At 52.2% G+C, this 16,919-nt stretch carries 16 protein-coding genes and 1 pseudogene; 9 read left to right on the forward strand and 8 right to left on the reverse strand.

What is annotated here, in order from left to right; genetic code table 11:
* Positions 1 to 487, reverse strand: a pseudogene (locus DJ74_RS06725) (HTTM domain-containing protein); the annotation flags it as partial.
* 164 nt (positions 488 to 651) lie between these two features.
* On the opposite strand from DJ74_RS06725, the gene DJ74_RS06730 reads away from it, so the two are divergent.
* Positions 652 to 1,068 (forward strand): thiol-disulfide oxidoreductase DCC family protein, encoded by a 417-nt coding sequence (locus DJ74_RS06730; RefSeq protein ID WP_094522369.1) that lies wholly within the window; start codon positions 652 to 654, stop codon positions 1,066 to 1,068.
* Positions 1,069 to 1,259: 191 nt separating this feature from the next.
* Complete coding sequence (locus DJ74_RS06735; protein ID WP_094526747.1) at positions 1,260 to 2,282, forward strand: site-specific integrase; 1,023 nt, start codon at positions 1,260 to 1,262, stop codon at positions 2,280 to 2,282.
* A 291-nt stretch (positions 2,283 to 2,573) separates the two neighbouring features.
* Here the strand turns inward: DJ74_RS06735 and DJ74_RS20000 are convergent, their stop codons facing one another.
* The 4 genes from DJ74_RS20000 to DJ74_RS06755 form a co-directional block, all read right to left on the reverse strand.
* Positions 2,574 to 2,951 carry a DUF2085 domain-containing protein gene (locus DJ74_RS20000; RefSeq protein WP_094526748.1) on the reverse strand — a complete coding sequence of 126 codons (378 nt, stop codon included), beginning with the start codon at positions 2,949 to 2,951 and terminating at the stop codon, positions 2,574 to 2,576.
* A complete protein-coding gene (locus DJ74_RS18615; protein ID WP_141212675.1) occupies positions 2,944 to 3,414 on the reverse strand; it encodes a zinc-ribbon domain-containing protein in 471 nt (156 codons plus the stop codon). Before DJ74_RS18615 ends, DJ74_RS20000 begins: the two co-directional genes overlap by 8 nt.
* A 751-nt stretch (positions 3,415 to 4,165) precedes the next feature.
* Positions 4,166 to 4,393, reverse strand: a complete 228-nt coding sequence (locus DJ74_RS06750; RefSeq protein ID WP_094526750.1) for a hypothetical protein — start codon at positions 4,391 to 4,393, stop codon at positions 4,166 to 4,168.
* A gap of 148 nt (positions 4,394 to 4,541) precedes the next feature.
* Positions 4,542 to 4,757, reverse strand: a complete 216-nt coding sequence (locus tag DJ74_RS06755; RefSeq protein WP_094526751.1) for a hypothetical protein — start codon at positions 4,755 to 4,757, stop codon at positions 4,542 to 4,544.
* Between the two features lie 247 nt (positions 4,758 to 5,004).
* On the opposite strand from DJ74_RS06755, the gene DJ74_RS06760 reads away from it, so the two are divergent.
* From DJ74_RS06760 to DJ74_RS18625, 5 genes are all read left to right on the forward strand, one after another.
* A complete protein-coding gene (locus DJ74_RS06760; RefSeq protein ID WP_094526752.1) occupies positions 5,005 to 6,030 on the forward strand; it encodes a site-specific integrase in 1,026 nt (341 codons plus the stop codon).
* 339 nt (positions 6,031 to 6,369) lie between these two features.
* Complete coding sequence (locus DJ74_RS19105; RefSeq protein ID WP_176451319.1) at positions 6,370 to 6,537, forward strand: hypothetical protein; 168 nt, start codon at positions 6,370 to 6,372, stop codon at positions 6,535 to 6,537.
* Between the two features lie 1,284 nt (positions 6,538 to 7,821).
* Entirely contained in the window at positions 7,822 to 11,745 is a 3,924-nt protein-coding gene (locus DJ74_RS06765) for an Eco57I restriction-modification methylase domain-containing protein (protein ID WP_094526753.1), read from the forward strand.
* Positions 11,746 to 11,838: 93 nt separating this feature from the next.
* Positions 11,839 to 12,243 (forward strand): hypothetical protein, encoded by a 405-nt coding sequence (locus DJ74_RS18620; protein WP_141212676.1) that lies wholly within the window; start codon positions 11,839 to 11,841, stop codon positions 12,241 to 12,243.
* Positions 12,244 to 12,309: 66 nt separating this feature from the next.
* Positions 12,310 to 12,642 carry a hypothetical protein gene (locus tag DJ74_RS18625; RefSeq protein ID WP_141212677.1) on the forward strand — a complete coding sequence of 111 codons (333 nt, stop codon included), beginning with the start codon at positions 12,310 to 12,312 and terminating at the stop codon, positions 12,640 to 12,642.
* A 48-nt stretch (positions 12,643 to 12,690) separates the two neighbouring features.
* On the opposite strand, the gene DJ74_RS18630 is transcribed toward DJ74_RS18625, so the two are convergent.
* Complete coding sequence (locus DJ74_RS18630; protein WP_141212678.1) at positions 12,691 to 13,593, reverse strand: GIY-YIG nuclease family protein; 903 nt, start codon at positions 13,591 to 13,593, stop codon at positions 12,691 to 12,693.
* A 45-nt stretch (positions 13,594 to 13,638) separates the two neighbouring features.
* Positions 13,639 to 14,106, reverse strand: a complete 468-nt coding sequence (locus tag DJ74_RS06775) for a BglII/BstYI family type II restriction endonuclease (protein WP_094526755.1) — start codon at positions 14,104 to 14,106, stop codon at positions 13,639 to 13,641.
* A 184-nt stretch (positions 14,107 to 14,290) separates the two neighbouring features.
* On the opposite strand from DJ74_RS06775, the gene DJ74_RS18635 reads away from it, so the two are divergent.
* Both DJ74_RS18635 and DJ74_RS18640 read left to right on the forward strand, forming a co-directional pair.
* Positions 14,291 to 14,695 carry a hypothetical protein gene (locus DJ74_RS18635; RefSeq protein ID WP_141212679.1) on the forward strand — a complete coding sequence of 135 codons (405 nt, stop codon included), beginning with the start codon at positions 14,291 to 14,293 and terminating at the stop codon, positions 14,693 to 14,695.
* Between the two features lie 122 nt (positions 14,696 to 14,817).
* Entirely contained in the window at positions 14,818 to 15,435 is a 618-nt protein-coding gene (locus DJ74_RS18640) for a ribonuclease H-like domain-containing protein (RefSeq protein WP_141212680.1), read from the forward strand.
* 259 nt (positions 15,436 to 15,694) lie between these two features.
* On the opposite strand, the gene DJ74_RS19600 is transcribed toward DJ74_RS18640, so the two are convergent.
* Positions 15,695 to 16,834 carry a type I restriction enzyme HsdR N-terminal domain-containing protein gene (locus DJ74_RS19600; protein WP_254922148.1) on the reverse strand — a complete coding sequence of 380 codons (1,140 nt, stop codon included), beginning with the start codon at positions 16,832 to 16,834 and terminating at the stop codon, positions 15,695 to 15,697.
* Positions 16,835 to 16,919: the final 85 nt, after the last annotated feature.

Raw genomic sequence — 16,919 nt, forward strand, 5'->3', positions numbered from 1 at the left:
CGGCGTCGACCGACCAGCGCGCGCCGAGCGGGAGGAACACGCTCCAGAAGAGCAGCATGCGCAGCAGGCTGTCCCCCGCGTTCAACACCATCGGGTTCCGGGCTTGCACGGAGAGCAGCAGCAGCCAGGAGACGAGCGTCACCGCCCGCGTTCGATACCCGACGAGGAGGGCGAGGGCGAACGCGCCGGCGACGGCGAACAGCAGCGCCGCGGCCCACGGTTCCCCCGAGAGCGTGTGCGGCAAGGGAGTCGTCGAGTAGTCCACGACGTACGCGCGTCGCGGGAGCACGCCGTAGTCGGTGTAGAAGGCCGTCAGCGAACGCGAGCGCCGCGCGAGGTCGGCGAGCAACAGCGTCGCGAGCCCGATCCGAAAGGCGGCGAGCGCGCGCAGGTCGACCGCGACCCGCGCGGCGAGCGCCGCGGAGAGCCGATCGACGGCGTTCGAGAGTCGGGACCGAGCGGTGTCGGTGGAGGGCGTTCGTTCCATAATTTCGTAGCGGAGAGTTCAGCAGGAATCTCAGTTCGGCCGGCATAAGCTTGTTGTATATTGAAACGTTCGTTTGACTCTCGCCGCGTCGGCCGCGAGCGGGATACAGTCGGGGCCGCGGCGACCGGAAGCGTGAATTGGGGCGGGCGCGTACGACCATACCGATGGACGCAGAGACCGCTGAGGCCGACGCGATCGTGCTCTTCGACGGCGTCTGCAACCTCTGTAGCGGGTTCGTGCAGTTCATTCTCCCGCGCGACGACGAGGGCAAGTACCGGTTCGCCTCACTGCAGTCCGACGTCGGACAGGCGCTGCTGGCCGAGCACGACCTGCCGAGGGACGAGCTCGACTCGGTCGTCCTGATCGAGGACGGAGAGAGCTACGTCAAGTCGGCGGCGATACTCCGGATCGCGACGGGACTGGGCGGTTTCTACCGGCTCCTCTCGCCGTTCCGGTACCTGCCCCGATCGGTCCGCGACCGTCTCTACGACTTCGTCGCCGACCACCGATACCGGTGGTTCGGCAAGAAGGACCGGTGTATGATGCCGTCCGAAGACGTCCAGTCGCGGTTCTTGGAGTGAGCGGGCTCGCTCGGGCCCCTCGCGCTGCGACGGCTACCTGAGTGGCTCATCGCTCGCTGACTCGGTATCCGTCCTTCAGAAAGCGGGCCGGGCGCGATTTGAACGTATCAGGCCCGCTACGCACCACAAACGGGCGTTCGGTGTGACGGAACAAGGTGTCGTCGTTAGTGTGTTGAGCGCGAGGCCCGCTAATGACAACCGACCTCAAACCAATCGAACCGCAGGAAGCAAAGGAGTGGTATCTCGAAAACCGTCGCGGCGAACTGGCCGACGCGACCTACAAGGCGCACAAGTACCGACTCTCTCCGTTCGTTGAATGGTGCGGTACCGAGGGAGACGTGAATAATATGAACGACCTGAGTGGGCGGAACTTCCACCAGTACAAGAAATGGCGACGGGAGAAGGGCGACTGTAACAAGGTCACGATGGCGACCCAACTGAGTACTCTCAAAGTCTTCATCGACTTCTGTGAGAGTATCGACGCCGTCCAACCCGGCCTTGCTGACTACATCGACCCACCGACGATGAAGAACAAGGAGGACGTGAACGATGACTACATAGACAGCGACACCGCGCAAGCCATCATCGAATATCAGCGGAACTTCAACTACTCTCAGCGCGAACACGCAATCATCGAGTTGCTATGGCACACCGGGATGCGAAACGGTGCGCTTCGAGCCATCGACCTCAATGACTATCACGATGAGGGGCGCACGCTCGAAATCCATCACCGCCCGGACAAGGGTACTCCGCTGAAAAACGGCAAAGAAGGCGAGCGCGTCGTCTCCCTCAAGCCGAAAATCAACCAGATTGTTCAGGACTACATCAACCATCATCGATTCGCTAAAACAGACGATTTTGGACGTGAACCGTTACTGACGACTCGACAGGGTCGTATCTCCAAGACCTCTATCCGTAGCAACTGCTATCGGGCTACCCGTCCGTGTGAGTACGGGCTTGATTGTCCTCACGACCGAAGCCCCGAGGACTGTGATGCGGCAAATTCCTATCACGCCGCCTCGAAGTGTCCCTCCTCCCACGCATCTCACTCGTTCCGAAAGGGTGCTATCACTCACGCCCGTCGAAGTGAGGTTCCGATAGAAGCGGTGTCTGAACGAATGGACGTGAGTGCAGATGTGTTGAAGAAGCATTACGACAAGCGTACTAAGAAACAAGAAATGAAGAACCGGCGAGGGTACTTCGACAACATCTAACTCAAAGTCCCCACACACGCGGTCGTAATATTTATTCTACTTTTTCGTACCCTATCGCGATGAGGGGAAGTGTTGCGTCTCCCTGCTTGGTTTGACGAGAGAATAGGGTACCTGTCGTCAGACACGAAAACGCGCAACAGCGCGGTGGAACAAATCTGGTAGGCCGGTCACTCCATCGGTAGCGATAGGTTCCACACAGAAATCATTTCTACCTATTTAGACTGACTTGAGTACTGGTGCCGCAACGCGATGAGGGGGCGCTGGCCTCTGATGCGTTACTCAGGAAACTACTCACACAAAACGAAGGAGAACCGCGATACTTCCGGTAGTAAAAAGCACTACACCGATACCGAGGAGAAGACCAGTAAGCACGCGAAGGGTGTTAGTACTTTCTCGGTTGCCGATTAATTGCGTAGTACCGTCTATACCTCCGGGTATCAAAAGGAGCGCGCCAAAAAGAACAGTTGGCAAGGGGTCGAGAGGTAGTCCCAACAAGAGTGTCATCAAAATCGTAAGCCCCCCGCTTGCGTACATCCCCATACATCTGGCACATAACCCAAAGTACCGCCCGTGATAGGATAATGACCGGTCTGGTCGGGAGTGACAGAAAGGATATGGTCGAAAAATCTTGTTTGAGAGATAGAACAGGGTATCGAGAATCCTATTCATTAATTACCTCACCGCAATCTATACAGTAGTTGTTGCCCTGTGGATTTTGCCACCCACAATTTCGGCAGATGTATTTTGAACGATTGGTCTGTTGATGGTCTGCTCTATCTGGAAACGTCTCTCCACAATCTACGCAATTATTGTTCGCCTGATGATTATGCCAGCCACATTCAGGGCATTCTTTCGTTGTTGAGGAAGGCTTGTTTTCGTGTAGCGACTTCTCAAGTGTTGCCATAAGTACTGGAATACCGGAGGCTATCAGGAAAGATATACCCGCCATTATGAGGTTTCCTCTAATAAGGAAACCTAAACCAAGAACGGCTCCCAGTCCCATCGACCCAAATAATACAACTATTCTTAAAATGTCTTTGTCGAGACGGGATTTTTTTGGAGTATTTTCATTTGCCGGCGACTCGGAATCTTCCTCAGCATCGTCAATCCCTCTTGGCGTATCTTCAGCCATTAATTAGTTAACTCCGTGCCGCAGTCGTGGCAGTAATTGTTTTCTTGAGTATTCTGCCAGCCACAGTCCTGACAAATAATCTTGTTACGAGATTCTTTAGTAGTATTGTTAGTCTGGTTCGATTGGTTTGAGCCTGATTCAACAACCCTATTCATAAACCACGTTGCCCCCAATTCTGTGAATATAATCCAAAATGGGGATGCTACCAAACTTCCAAAGAACAAGAATGATAAAAAGTTGCTACTCGGGATGATAACTACGCTACCAATCCCGCCCACAAGAAAAGCGATGATAACGATACCCCACGAAGTTAGTGCGTCAGTATTCGCGGATAATGTCTCATCGTCGTTATTCGTATCGTGACGATAATTCCAATCACCCGGCGAAACCTCATCAGAATCGCTACTTGTCATCTCCGTCTCCAGAAGACTTGAAAGTGAAACCGCAGTCTCCGCAATGGTTCGCTTCCGGTGGGTTCTCCATTCCACAATCGGGGCAAATCCGTTTTGGCTTCGAACTACTGTTATCAGGAACTGTAATCTGTTGCTGTTGTTGCTGTTTAGAGCCACAACAACCGATTATCCCAATCCCGAGAAGACCAACAAACGCAGTCGCCGCTCCTGTTAATTCGACAAACACAATTGGAACTGTTTGACCGTTCTGCTCTAACCGGTTATAATCGGTGGTTAGTATTATGCGATAAATTGGCGGATAGCAATATCCTTCTCGGCTACCTGATGTATGGAAAACTTCACTCAATCGATGGTCGTAGGTCACGCCAGCGAAAATCAGCCGTCTCCTCGTTTTCGAGTTCGACACAGAAAATCGTCGTATCGCGTTTGTCGCCAGTTGTTCGGCTCGCGTCATCCTCCAGTACATCCACGACCGTCCCGTGTTGCCTGTGGTATCGTTCGTGGTCGGGGTTGGTCATATCAGGAATGTCTACCCGAACGCGGTCGCCCGTGGTGAATCCGCTCATTCGCGTTGATTTGCGATGAGGCGGGGGCAAAGTTAGTCCTCCCTCACTTCCCGCCCCGTCGCTCCACCTCCCGCTCGCAGACACGGTCAGGGTCAGGCTCGCGTTCCGGCTCGCCGTCACCAATATCCCCAACGTGGGGTGGGTCACATTAGAGCGCCATCACTCGTTCTCCGTGGACTGGAAGCACGCAAAGCAGGGGAGTGGAATCAGCGTCCGGCCCGGAACACCACTTCTCGCCGTTCGGACACTCGTGTTCGGCTTCGATGAGGCCGCGGGCGTCATCGCGCTGTTCCTCGACAATCACACCGCCGTCAGTACGCAGTCGTTCCGCGAGCGTCGTGGAGTCCGTTTTGTCGCTCTCCACCGTGGGGGTTGGACACTCCACAGATGCTTGAAGAACGACTGGCCCGCTGATAGGGTGAGCGCAAGTGTCCGTTTCTCTACTTTGAGGTGGCGGTAGCGTTCGTAGCCTCGACGATGTACGGGGCACGCACAAGAGCAATTAGCGGATTTGATGTTTCCTATGGTTCTATGCTATTCGTTCTCTCAAAGACTTATTGACACATACTTTAAGACTTTAAATTTATTGTCCTTCTCTATATAATATAACTATGCGCTCAAACACGAACCTCGAACCAATCCATCCGGCGAAGGCCAAAGAGATGTATCTCTCACAGCGTGAGGAGGAAGTCTCACAGAGTACAATTCAAGCACATCACTACCGTCTCAAACACTTTGTCCGATGGTGCCGTGAAGTCGCGGAGATTGACAATCTGAACGAACTCTCAGCACGTGGTCTTCAACAGTACAGAATGTGGCGGCGTGAGGACGGCGACCTCAACAACGTCACGATGGTCACGCAACTCTCAACTCTACGTGTCTTTGTGAGATGGTGCGAGAATATTGATGCGGTGGAAAGCGGAATACATGATACAATATTGTTGCCCTCTCTCGAAAAGACTGAGGACCGAAGAACAGCGATGCTCAGCGAGGAGGCGGCGAAGCAACTACTTGAGTATCTTCGGCAATTCGAGTATGCGACTCGCACACACGCACTTATTGAGGTACTGTGGCATACTGGCATCCGAATCGGAGCCGCACACAGTCTTGATATAGGGGACTATGACGGGGAGGAACAGTATCTCGAACTCCACCACCGTCCCGAGACGGGAACGCGGCTCAAAAACAAGACCGAAGGTGAGCGGTATCTCTCACTGAGCGCCGATGTGTGTGACGCGCTGGATGGGTACCTCCAATATAATCGCGAGGAGGGGGCGGATGATGAGGGACGAAACCCGCTATTCTCAAGCCGGAGCGGTCGTCCCGCTAAATCGACACTCCGAGACAGTATCTACCGTATCACACGTCCTTGTGAATACACTGGGGAGTGTCCTCACGACCGCGAGATAGACTCCTGCGAAGCATTAGAGAACTATAAGGCGAGTACCTGTCCATCAAGTGTGAGTCCCCACGCAATACGTCGAGGGTCAATAACTCATCATTTGTCGGTAGACGTGCCGCAGAAGGTTGTTAGCGACCGTATGAATGTGAGTTTGGATGTACTTGAGAAGCATTACGACCGACGTGGGGAACAAAAGAAAGCGGAACAGCGTCGGGACCATCTTAGAAATATCTGATTCTCTATAGGATATTAACAAAACCAGTAGAAGGCAAGTTGATGAATATACATCGGTATTTTTAGGTTAATAGACGTTGTCTATAGAGTGAGGGAAATGCGAACGGAGTTTGAGGTTCTACCCTCTGTACTACTACCGCAGTGTTGTTCAATAGTGCCGTAGTTCGAGGTACGTCTCTCCGATTTCGAGAGCGATGACGCGGGGTTAACTCTCTGCGGTGAAGTTGAGTTCCTGAGTTCAAACCTGCGGTTACAGTCCTGCTGTGTCTGTCCCGGCCTCATCGGAGCGAATTTTTAGACCAAACCGCAGAGAATTGTACCACCGAGTACAACCTTCTGTATGCTCCTCTACTACCTCTCTATAGTCTCTCCTTCTTCTCCACACAGGGAACACTTCGATGAGGGGGAGTCAGTTCAGGATAGAGTTAGCAAGGACTACTCCTCCCTCATCGCGCCCCACTACACCAAGCAAGACCCCGCTGTTCCGGCTCTCTCTCAACGACAATAGAAGGGCCTACCATAGAGGCCCGACAGAGCGGTTGGCACACGAGGGGCCGGGCGCTCGCGTGTATATACGTAACTCGGCCTCAGTATTCCGTCGATTTTGAACGCAATTTCGGAGTTTTATCATTCGACGGCTTTCGACGGATAGTGAGTTGGAGGCTTTTTGTTGTCGTCTCAAGCGTCGATTTTCTCGATACACGAGTATCTTGAACGTGAGTCCAAGGAGGCTTTTGAGTCTGTGAACACGCACCCTCACTGCAACGACCGGCTCGCTGACGGTCGCCGGGTAATCGGAGGGCGTCTGGAAGAAGCCGAATCCGCACGACGCACTACTACCAAATAAATATACTATTAATTTTTCTGGTATTTCTTCACTACTCGCGCCCATCTTGCTGGCCGACCTCGGTGAGACGCGCGATGAGCCGGCGTGGAGGTCGAGCAGATGGTTCGCGGAGTTGCTCAACAGATTTGGTACTCTTGTGACCCATACAAGGTGTGTAGCCGCCCGATAGATGGTAGTTCTCTGTAGTGTGGATTAGAACGGTTGTTAGGCTAGTACTGTGAGCAATTCCAATTCAATTCGGTGAGGTTCAGTTCAACGAGGTCTAATTCAACAGCAAAGTTCTATTACAATGCCGGCGTCATCGGTGTGAATAGTAACTCAAACTCGTGAGTTGAATATGGATTAGTGATTGAGTAGTGTATGTTGCCTCACTCTGTAGTGCCCATAGTACCGACCCATTTGATGTGGCGCTACAGCAGTGCGCCCGCGTGGGGCGTGGCGTAACGCTCGGAGATGGATGCGTGACTTGGAATACTGCTTGGCTGTGATGCTAATTTTAAGCACTCTGACAAGCCGGTGAGTGAGATATGAGGGGGTGTTGAATGGCTTTCCTCGTTAGAAACCTAAAGTCGCTTATGAAGCCACTCTAAGCGTTCTGTCTATGGCTGTGTTTCAGCGATTTTTCGGGTTATTCCAATATATCTCAGAGTACTCCCGACTAAACAGGGTTAGAAATCATACGTAAGGCAACACATGGCTCACAGAAGCATCCTACAGGCTTCCGAGGGGTAGGGTATCCTACAAGAGAAACAAACCTCTCTACGGGCCTGCTGTGGATTCGGGACACGGCGCAGTAAAATTCCTATTGATGGCAAAGACCAATATTTGTTATATTTATCTGGTAGTTATACTTTCATACTAATTTTCTTATATATTTTACAGTCACTCGCTATTTCATATCATTTTCACTCACTTTTTTGATGAGTGGACGACTGGAACTCATTAATGCCGGATGCCTCCGCTCTCCACGATTCCTTGCGTTCAATCGCTCAGCAGACAGACGACGATATGAGCGAGCGCGACGTGGAGAATCTGTTTCTCGAACACGGGTTCTACGACGCGCTTGACTACGAAGGTACTGGAACCGACCTACGAAGCGAGTTCACCCTTCCCGACGACCGACGCCCGGACTACATCACTCTCGACTCGAACGAAGCCGTGACTGCGGTGTACGAGTTCAAAACGACCGGACGCGACCTTCCACCCCACGAATCGCAATTGTTCGGCTATATGGAGTTCTTGCGGGCTGAGTACGGTGTTCTGACAAACGGCGAGGAGTTGCGGCTCTATCGACGGGGCGTCGATGACCCGCTCATCGCGGTATCGACGGCGTCGATTACTGAGAGTGATGCCCGCGACCTCGTGAGCGCCCTCCAGAAACGCGAGTTCGACCTCACGAGTGCGGATGACGTGAACCAGTTCCTCGAAGACCTTGACCCAATCCCGCTTGACGAGCAGGCAGAACTCGGACAGGAACACTTCTTCGACACCTTCCGGCTCGAAGAAGGCAGTCCGTTTGCCGACCTCGTGACCGGGATGATGGACTTGCTCGAAGAACTCCGCGATGAGCAGGAGGCAAAATTCGTCAAAGGGGCGTACGATTTTTGGGAGGCAACCTATGCGAGCGAGCCGGACGAGGTGCCGAGTTCGTGGGAGCCGTTCATCGACGGGAATCAGTCGCTACGGGACTTTATGTTCTGCCTCGAAAGCGGCCACGCCCTCCTCGCGCGGCTCCTCCTTGCGAAGGCCACAGAAGACCACGACTTCTTTGCGGGAACCGGCTACGACGGGATGGACGACTACTTCCGAGGGTTACAGGGATTCGGTCAGAGCATCAATCTTGACGCCTTCCCCGTCGCCGCTGACAACCTCATCGACGATATGCAAGAGCAGTTGGTCGAAGGGCTGTTCCAAGACGACATTTTTGTGTGGTGGACTGACGGCTACAAGGAAGAAATATCGCGAGGACACGAGACTGGTGCCAGTCAATTCGAGGCTGTGGCGACTGGTCGTGGTGACGAAGGCGGTGTTACCCGTATCAGCGAAGCCACACGGAATCGGTTCAGTCGCGCCGTAGCCGAGGTCTTTTTCAACGTTCTTCGGTTCGACTTTGGCGACGTAGAAGGCGACCTCCTCGGTGACCTCTACCAGCGGTATTTCGACCCGGAGACGCGCAAAGCACTCGGGGAGTTCTACACGCCTCAGCCGGTCATCGACTACATTATGGACGGCGTCGGCTACGAGCGCGGCGTCTCCGGTGAACGCCTCATCGACCCGGCCTGTGGGTCGGGGACGTTCCTTGTCGAAGCCGTTGAGCGGTATCTCGCTGACGTGGAACGCTACGAGGACGACCCGGACTGGAAAGACCATCTCCAAGACCTCTGTACGCGCCCGAGAGTTGTCGGACTCGACATTCACCCGTTCGCCGTCCTGATGGCACAGATTCGGTTCGTCGTCGCAATCCTCCCTGCGTACCGCGAAGCGAAGCAGTCTCATCCCGACTACACAATTCGGCGGCTCCCCATCTACCGGACAGACACTCTACGGAACGAACGGGAACTCACCGGGGCCGACCTTGGCAACGACGGGACACGACAGATGACGTTTGACGCGATGACCGAGGACGAGCAGGACGTGCGGATTCCCGTCCCCCTTCCGGTCGAAGTCGATGAGGACGAAGCCGCTGAGACGGAAGACGGGTTCCTCGTTCGTCGTGTTCGGATGCCGCTGTTCGACACCATCCAGTTGGAGACGGGTGTGGGGAACTTCGGGGAGTACTTTGCGGCTCTACAAGGCGTTCTGGACACCGTTAAAGACCATATGGCCCTCGCTGAGGAGTTCGGCGGTGACTTCGATTGGACGTACCAAAGCGGTCTTGAGGAGCGAGTCAACCAGCACACTTCGCAGGAGTACTCTGGTGTCGAGGAGTTCTTCGCGCCTTACGTGAACGATATGCTTGAGAACGTCCGGTATCTCAAAGAGGAACACAACGACGGGCGGCTGTTCAAAATGTTCGAGGACACGGTGCTGGCGCTCGTCGTGAAGAACTATATGGAGTACGACTACGTCGTGGGGAATCCCCCCTACGTCCGTATCCAGAACCTTCCAGATAATCAGAAGCGGATGATGAACCAATTGTACGAATCCACAACCGGGAACTACGATATTTACGGCCCGTTCTATGAGCGTGGTCTTGAGTGGTTATCTGAAGATAGCGGAAAACTCGGATACATCACTCCGAATCAGTTTATGACCACGGACTACGGCGAAGGACTTCGGCGTGTGCTGTTACGCGAAAGCCGAATCAAAGAGGTGTACGACTTCCGCGACTCGGGTGTGTTCGAGGATGCGAAGAATTACCCGGCTATCGTCATCCTCGAAGACGAGCCGGACGCAAACGAGCGAAATGAGAATGAAATCCGGTGCGTCCGTGTGAAGGGTGATACAAAAGAACCCACTAACCGGAGCCTCGATACCGCAATCCTCGAAGCAGTCCGTCAACACCGTGACGACCCCGGCTATGAAGACGAGTTCATCAATGTGTTCGACCATCCACAGGGTGACTTGGATGACGGGTATTGGGCGTTGATGCCGCCGGAGGAACTGAATATCATTCACAAGATGGATGCGGCAAGTGACGCGAGTGTAGGGGATGTGACGGACTCAGTTTTTGCTGGAACACAGACCAGCGCGAACGACGTGTTCCTCGTCACGCCGATAAATGCCGACCGAATCTCTGCCGACGATACAGGTAACACGGTCACAGTTGTTCCGAAGGGAGAGAGCCGAGAGTACGAGATTGAGACAGATACGCTACGACCGTGGTTACAAGGTCGTGACATTAACCGATGGCGTGGAGATTGGTCTGGAGAACACGCAATCGTTCCGTACACCCTCGACCGAGACGACGACGGGAATCTCACCTCAAATCTAATCAATCAGGAGAGGTTGGAGGACGAGTTACCCTTGACGTGGTCGTATCTGACTGAGCATCGGGACACATTAGAAAGTCGTGAGGGAGGACGCTTTGAAGACCGGGAAGACTGGTACGGATTTGGCTATCCCAAAAGTATGACGCGATTTGAAGACCCGAAACTCATCTGCCCTGAAATCGCGGCAGAAGCGACGTTTATGCTGGACGAGGTGGGAACGTGGTTCTTCAAGGCCGCATACGGTGTTCAACTCGAAGATGAGTTCAAGAACCGGACAGACACGTTCGCCGCGCTGTTGAACTCTAATGCGTTGGACTTCTACCTCAAACACTACACGGCGCTAAAGGTTGATGGATACTACAAGTACACCACGAACTATCTCACTCCCCTTCCGATTACGTGGGGAGACGACGAAGACCGTAACGAGATTCGGGAGTCCGTGTCTGCCATCACTACAGCGTTAGATACAGATGCCAAAACCGAGCGATTCCCCGAAGCGTACCTTGGGGATTACAGCGGTGAACTCGATTATATCACTTACGAGTGGCAGACACGCCGGTATCCCGTCAACGCCGACGTTCAGGGAGACGTAGAGGGCGACTTCACGGTACAAGCCGGTCGGTCGGACGTAATCAACGACCCGGCGATGTACTCCGGTGACCGTGAGGCCCGGAAGCGTCGCGCCGAGTACGTTCACGCTGCCGTGGATGGTCGGAACGTCAAGAGTGGCGAGGAAACGACTATTCCCATTCCCCGAAGCGATGACGGCGTTGAGGAACTGCTGAGCCGTCTCGATGGCGACCGCGATGAGGTAGCGGCGACGAACACCGAGGAACTGGAGGAGAGAGTGAACGACGTTGTGTATGATATGTTCGGAATTACGGCTGAGGAGCAGGATGTGATTGAGGAGTTCTTAGAGACGTTCCGAGTGTATTGATGGCTGTCGGAGTAGATGTGTTCTGACTTTCTGCCCCCTCATCGCACTTTGACGCGATGGGGGACTTATCAGTTGTAATGCCAATACGACTGTATGAATTCAGTTGACCGTTTTCGAACTCGGGTAGCAGAGGCCTTTGGTGCGATGATACTGACGCTAATGGCGACAGTCGGGGGAGTTTTTATCACATCTGTTCGGGAGGCAACACCTGCTACTGAACCGGCCACCTCAGCATCAATTAGTCTGCTGACTGGATTGCTGACCTCGCTCCCCGGTATCGTGTCTTTTCTTGGTATAATCGGTGCGACCGTTATCGCGGGGCCACTCGGGTTTTTTGGGGCAATGCTCGAAGTAGCAGGGACGAACGTATTACTCTACAATCAGAGTGTGTTAGGCTTCCGGATGATTGTCTTCGGTGCCGGACTTGTTACAGTAGGTGCCCTGATTCCGTGGCTGAGAGTGTTAGAGTGGTTCTTTGATTCTGGTGGGCGATATTAGAGTACGTAGCCATCGCATCGTCGAATAGTCGTCTTGTTTTATGTTCCAATAGCAGGACTACCAAATGTGACCGACGAAGGTTGGGAGATTGAAGGAGAATTTAGAGATGGTAGTAAGCGAGTTCGAGACGATGATGGACAATATCAATCCGTTAGTACGGCTATCCTTGAGGAATTATCTGAATATGAGGTAGTTGATAAGTCAGATATTGCGTCTCGGATAGGAGTTGAGGAGACAGTTGCGCTTGAACATCTTATTCATCTCAAAAAGAAGGGATTACTCCACGGCAAAGAGGGCGCGTGGTCGAAAGAACCGAGAAAATCTGAGAAGGGAATCCCTCCTGAGGACTCTCACGCTTTCGAGTGGGAAAATAAGGACAGCGAAGACTCAATCTACTAAGCGAAATTTGGACTCGATGAGAGTATTCAAATGTTCTTGCTCTCCCGCTCATCGCAACTCCTTTCGGTCAAGTTTCTGCTCGTATCCAAATTGCGCAAGTGGCGACTCCTGTTCGGTCAAGTAGTATGCTCCAATGAGTTCTGTCTCAATCTCAGTTCGTTTGTGATGCGCATCGAGATGAGTTAGTGCTACCCACGAGAACTGAGCGTGTCCTCCAAATGTCTTCTCGTGGTTGTAGAGACGAGACGAGATGTTACTTGATTCTCCCACGTAGGCTAAAGGCACCGAGGCGTCATCGTACCAGATGCGATAGAGGCCATTATCTGGTGGATTCGCATCAAGACGATTTCTGAGACGATAGGGTTCCGACCACTCAAGCCCCATCCAATCTCGCGCGCGTGGCTCGGTCGAGTTTTTCCACTTGGTTGGCCCTACCCCTTCCTCAGCGTTCGCTTCCGTCTCGCCGTCATCGAGGCGGCCACCTTTGTACGCTGGCTCGTTGTAACTGTAGGACGACTGCTTGTATCCCTCGATTATTCGTCCGAAATTTGCTGTTGGACTTTGGTTTGTCTCGCGGCGATGAAGTGCGATGAGCGCGGCTTCTATTCCCTTGCGGTGTTGGTCATCTTCTGCTTTCGAGGGCGTGGCATAGGAAACTTCGAGTTCCGGGCCGACAGCGTCACGGATTGCCCACAGCGAGGGCGCGGCTGTATGGGGGTCACGGTACGGCATCTTGTCGGCATACGTCCCACGAGCCAGCGCTTGGACTCTACGGCGGGTATCTCCGGACTCTCCGATGTATTCGAGAAACAGACGCTCATCGTGTTGACTACGAACCCGATACAGTCCCGGTTCTTTCGGAATCTCTGAAAACGAGTCGGCGTAGAGTGGCTTCCATTCTGACCACTCTAACTCGAACCAATCGCGAGTACTGAAATCTGACTTAGTCACGGATTTCTCTTACATCGCGTGCGGTGACAATACTGAAATAATTCATCACGGCGACACACCAACGAGCCATATTGGAATATCAAATACAGACTCGTATTTGCTGATTTCTTTCTTGGCCCATTCTCTGGTCTTAAACCACGACTTACCTCCCCAATCCTCCTTATTTTCGGGGACAATAAGGATTGACTCATCAATATATCCCTGACTATACTCCTCTTGGAGCGTCAAGAGGTTAGTTAATACCGCAGTTCTCTTTGACCCAATATCAATCTCAATCGGGATATTTCCGTGATAAACATCTACCCGTTTGTTTGGCAGACTTTGTGGACTGACCTCCGTTCTATGACCATTACTCTGAAACGCATCCTGAATTGGTTGAGATAGAGAGCGGTTGCCACTTGCTGAACTACCAGTGTGAATTTGAATGTCATCCCGGAGGATATTTCTCACATTTTGCTTTGCCTCCTCATTTTGAACACCACCACTAATACTCGTCTCCTGCTTGATTTTCATAATTTGTCTTCATCTTACAACCAGAAAGAGCCTGCTGTACTTCCTATTGAATTAACGGGTACTATCTCGCTTTGCCGTGCTCCAACACGAAGACAGAGTACCCCGAAGTATTCTGAGTCTCCGCCGCGCTCATCGCACTTTTACGTGGATAGGGACTTATCAGTTGTAATGCCAATATGACTGTATGAACTCAGTTGACCGTTTCCAAAATCGGGTAGCAGAAGCCTTTGGCGGGATGATACTGACGCTGGTAGCGACTGTTGGAGGAATTGTAATTCGCTCTGCTCAGGAAGCGGCACCGGCTACGGAACCTGCCACATCTCTCTCACCAAATCTAATGACGGGCTTGCTAACCTCACTTCCGGGTATCGTCACGCTTCTCGGGATTGGCGGGGCGACCGTCATCGCAGGCCCGTTTGGATTTGTGGGTGCGTTATTGGAAGTGGCAGGTGCCAATCTCATCTTCTACCATCAGAGTACGAGTGGCTTCTGGATGATTATCTTCGGTGCTGGACTTGTTACAGTAGGTGCCCCTATTCGGTGGTTGAGAGTGTTGGAGTGGCTCTTAGACTCCGGTGGGAGGTATTAGACTTCGCAGAATCGTTGAACATCTAATCGTTGAGCCAAACAGAACGAACTTCCAAGGAATTGAACCGCCGCTGTTACCCGGGAGATTGAAGTTCACCGGCTGAGTACTCTTAAAGTGACTCAATGACCCTATACGGATACGATATTGAAACTACTGGGCTAAATCCCTACAAAGATGAAATAGTAACGATTCAGTATAAAAGGGACAAAACTGGGCTATCAGTTTACAAACGATGGGAACATGATACTGAGCGAGATATGCTGCTCGCCTTTCTCAACGACTGGAAAGATATCCCCCGGTCCAGGAAAAGGGGTGCCGAAGAATTTATCGCGTTCAATGTTTTAAAATTTGATGCTCCCTTCCTTCTTACAAAAGCTCAGCAGCACAATATTGCTACAGAGTCTAACTGGAATGGCGAATATGTTTGGCAGAATATCATTCACGGACCACCATTCCTTGACTTAGCCCAGCTCTTAGGGGACGATATGAAGAAATTTGCGGAGTGGAGAAACTGCTTGACTGGGAGCTATGGCGACTACGAAAGTAAGCAAATTCCTGAATTCTACAACAATGGTAGCTACAATAAAATTGAAGAATATGTACGTGATGAAATGAATACCCTAGAGCAAGTCTACCAAGAGATACAGACCGAGAATTTCTATGAGGAACTACAAACGCTCAGAGAGACTGCGGAGGCGAAGTGGAAAAACCGCGACAATAGTAGCTTATCAGACTTTTAATTCTACGACAGAATTAGTTAGATATCTTTAGGATATTCTTCTCGCCGTTCCATCTGCTCATTCTTTGTTGTCCTGTCGTTTCTTAATCGTTTTCCTGAGCGCCAATTTACTACTGAGCCGCCTTAATGACGACCGCGATGAGGTGGCGGCGACGAACATTTAGGAACTGGAAAGAGCGATTGGCGACGCGATTTACGTATTATTCAACTTGACCGACGACGAGCGTGAGGTAGTGGAAAACTAATTTAAACTGTTCCGATTACTCGTCCGCCTCATCGGATTGCCACTCACAAAGAAACTCTATAGAGAGTCCAACCTGCTCCGTAAGCTCACGAAGACGCGTTTTCTTCCCTTGTGTATTGAGCGAAGTGTGTAGGAAGTACCCGTTCGTCAGTTCATAGGGCCGTCTCATATCCTCGCCGTTGGGGTGTACGGGTTCGCTATTAATGGAACAATTCTTTCGAGCGCGTGGTGGAAAGTGCGGCATTTTAATTTTGTCAATTAGGTCGTATTCCTCTATCAGGTAGTCCACCGCCGCACCCATATTCTCTTTTTGCTGTGCGTTTATCCTCGTGTTGTCTCCGGGAATCACCGTGCCATCAGAAAACCGTACGACGTAGCCTTGTCTATCTCCAATCTCTCTGGTCCTGAATTTTGCCGACTCATTCACATCCGTCTGTTGACCTGACTCCTCATTGAGTTCTCCTTGCGATTCCTCGCTAACAAATTTTCGCTGTTCACGAAGTACGGAAACAAGATTCCTTACGAACTCTCGGGATTGCTCTTCAAGTTCTATGTTGAGTTCACCGACCTCGTTTTGTACTGCCTCGGTGACGGACTTTGTGACACTGTCCGCGTTCTCTTGTAGGTGCCGAATTGCTCTATTCGTCTGCGCGACCTGCTCGGCCACCTCATCGGACTTCCCCGAACGTATCGATTCCTTAGTTAGCAGTTCCAGTACGTCCGGGTTCTCGGTGAGGTCATCAAGAGTGAACTGGACAACCGATACTTCCTCGCCACCATTCCGGTGGTTGTTTTTCGTTAAAACCTCAAACGATTCACCGTTGGTCAAGATACCCCAATCCACATCCAGTTCTTGTCGCATATAACTCCGCAACTGCCGAACCTCTTTATCGGTGAGAGTAGAACGAACCGGTTTCGCTTCCACGAATACGACAGGAGAATCACCGACGAGGAGCGCATAGTCGACGTGGGTATTCCCCGACGCCATTGGAATGGTGTATTCAAGAGCGACTTCTGTAGAGTAGAGATTCCATCCGAGAAGTTCGAGAAACGGCTGGACGAGTTTCACCTTCGTGTTTTCCTCGTCCATCTGCGGTGACGACTCAATGAGTTGCTGACACCGCTGGACGTACTCCTCAATTTCATCTCTCTGCATTGTCAAACAGTCCGTGACGAACCCTTTTTAAAATGGCGTAAACGGAGCGAACTTCCAAGGAATTGAGGTGATGTAGATTAGGGCT

It is taken from the genome of Halorubrum sp. Ea8, assembly GCF_002252925.1.
Classification (GTDB): domain Archaea; phylum Halobacteriota; class Halobacteria; order Halobacteriales; family Haloferacaceae; genus Halorubrum.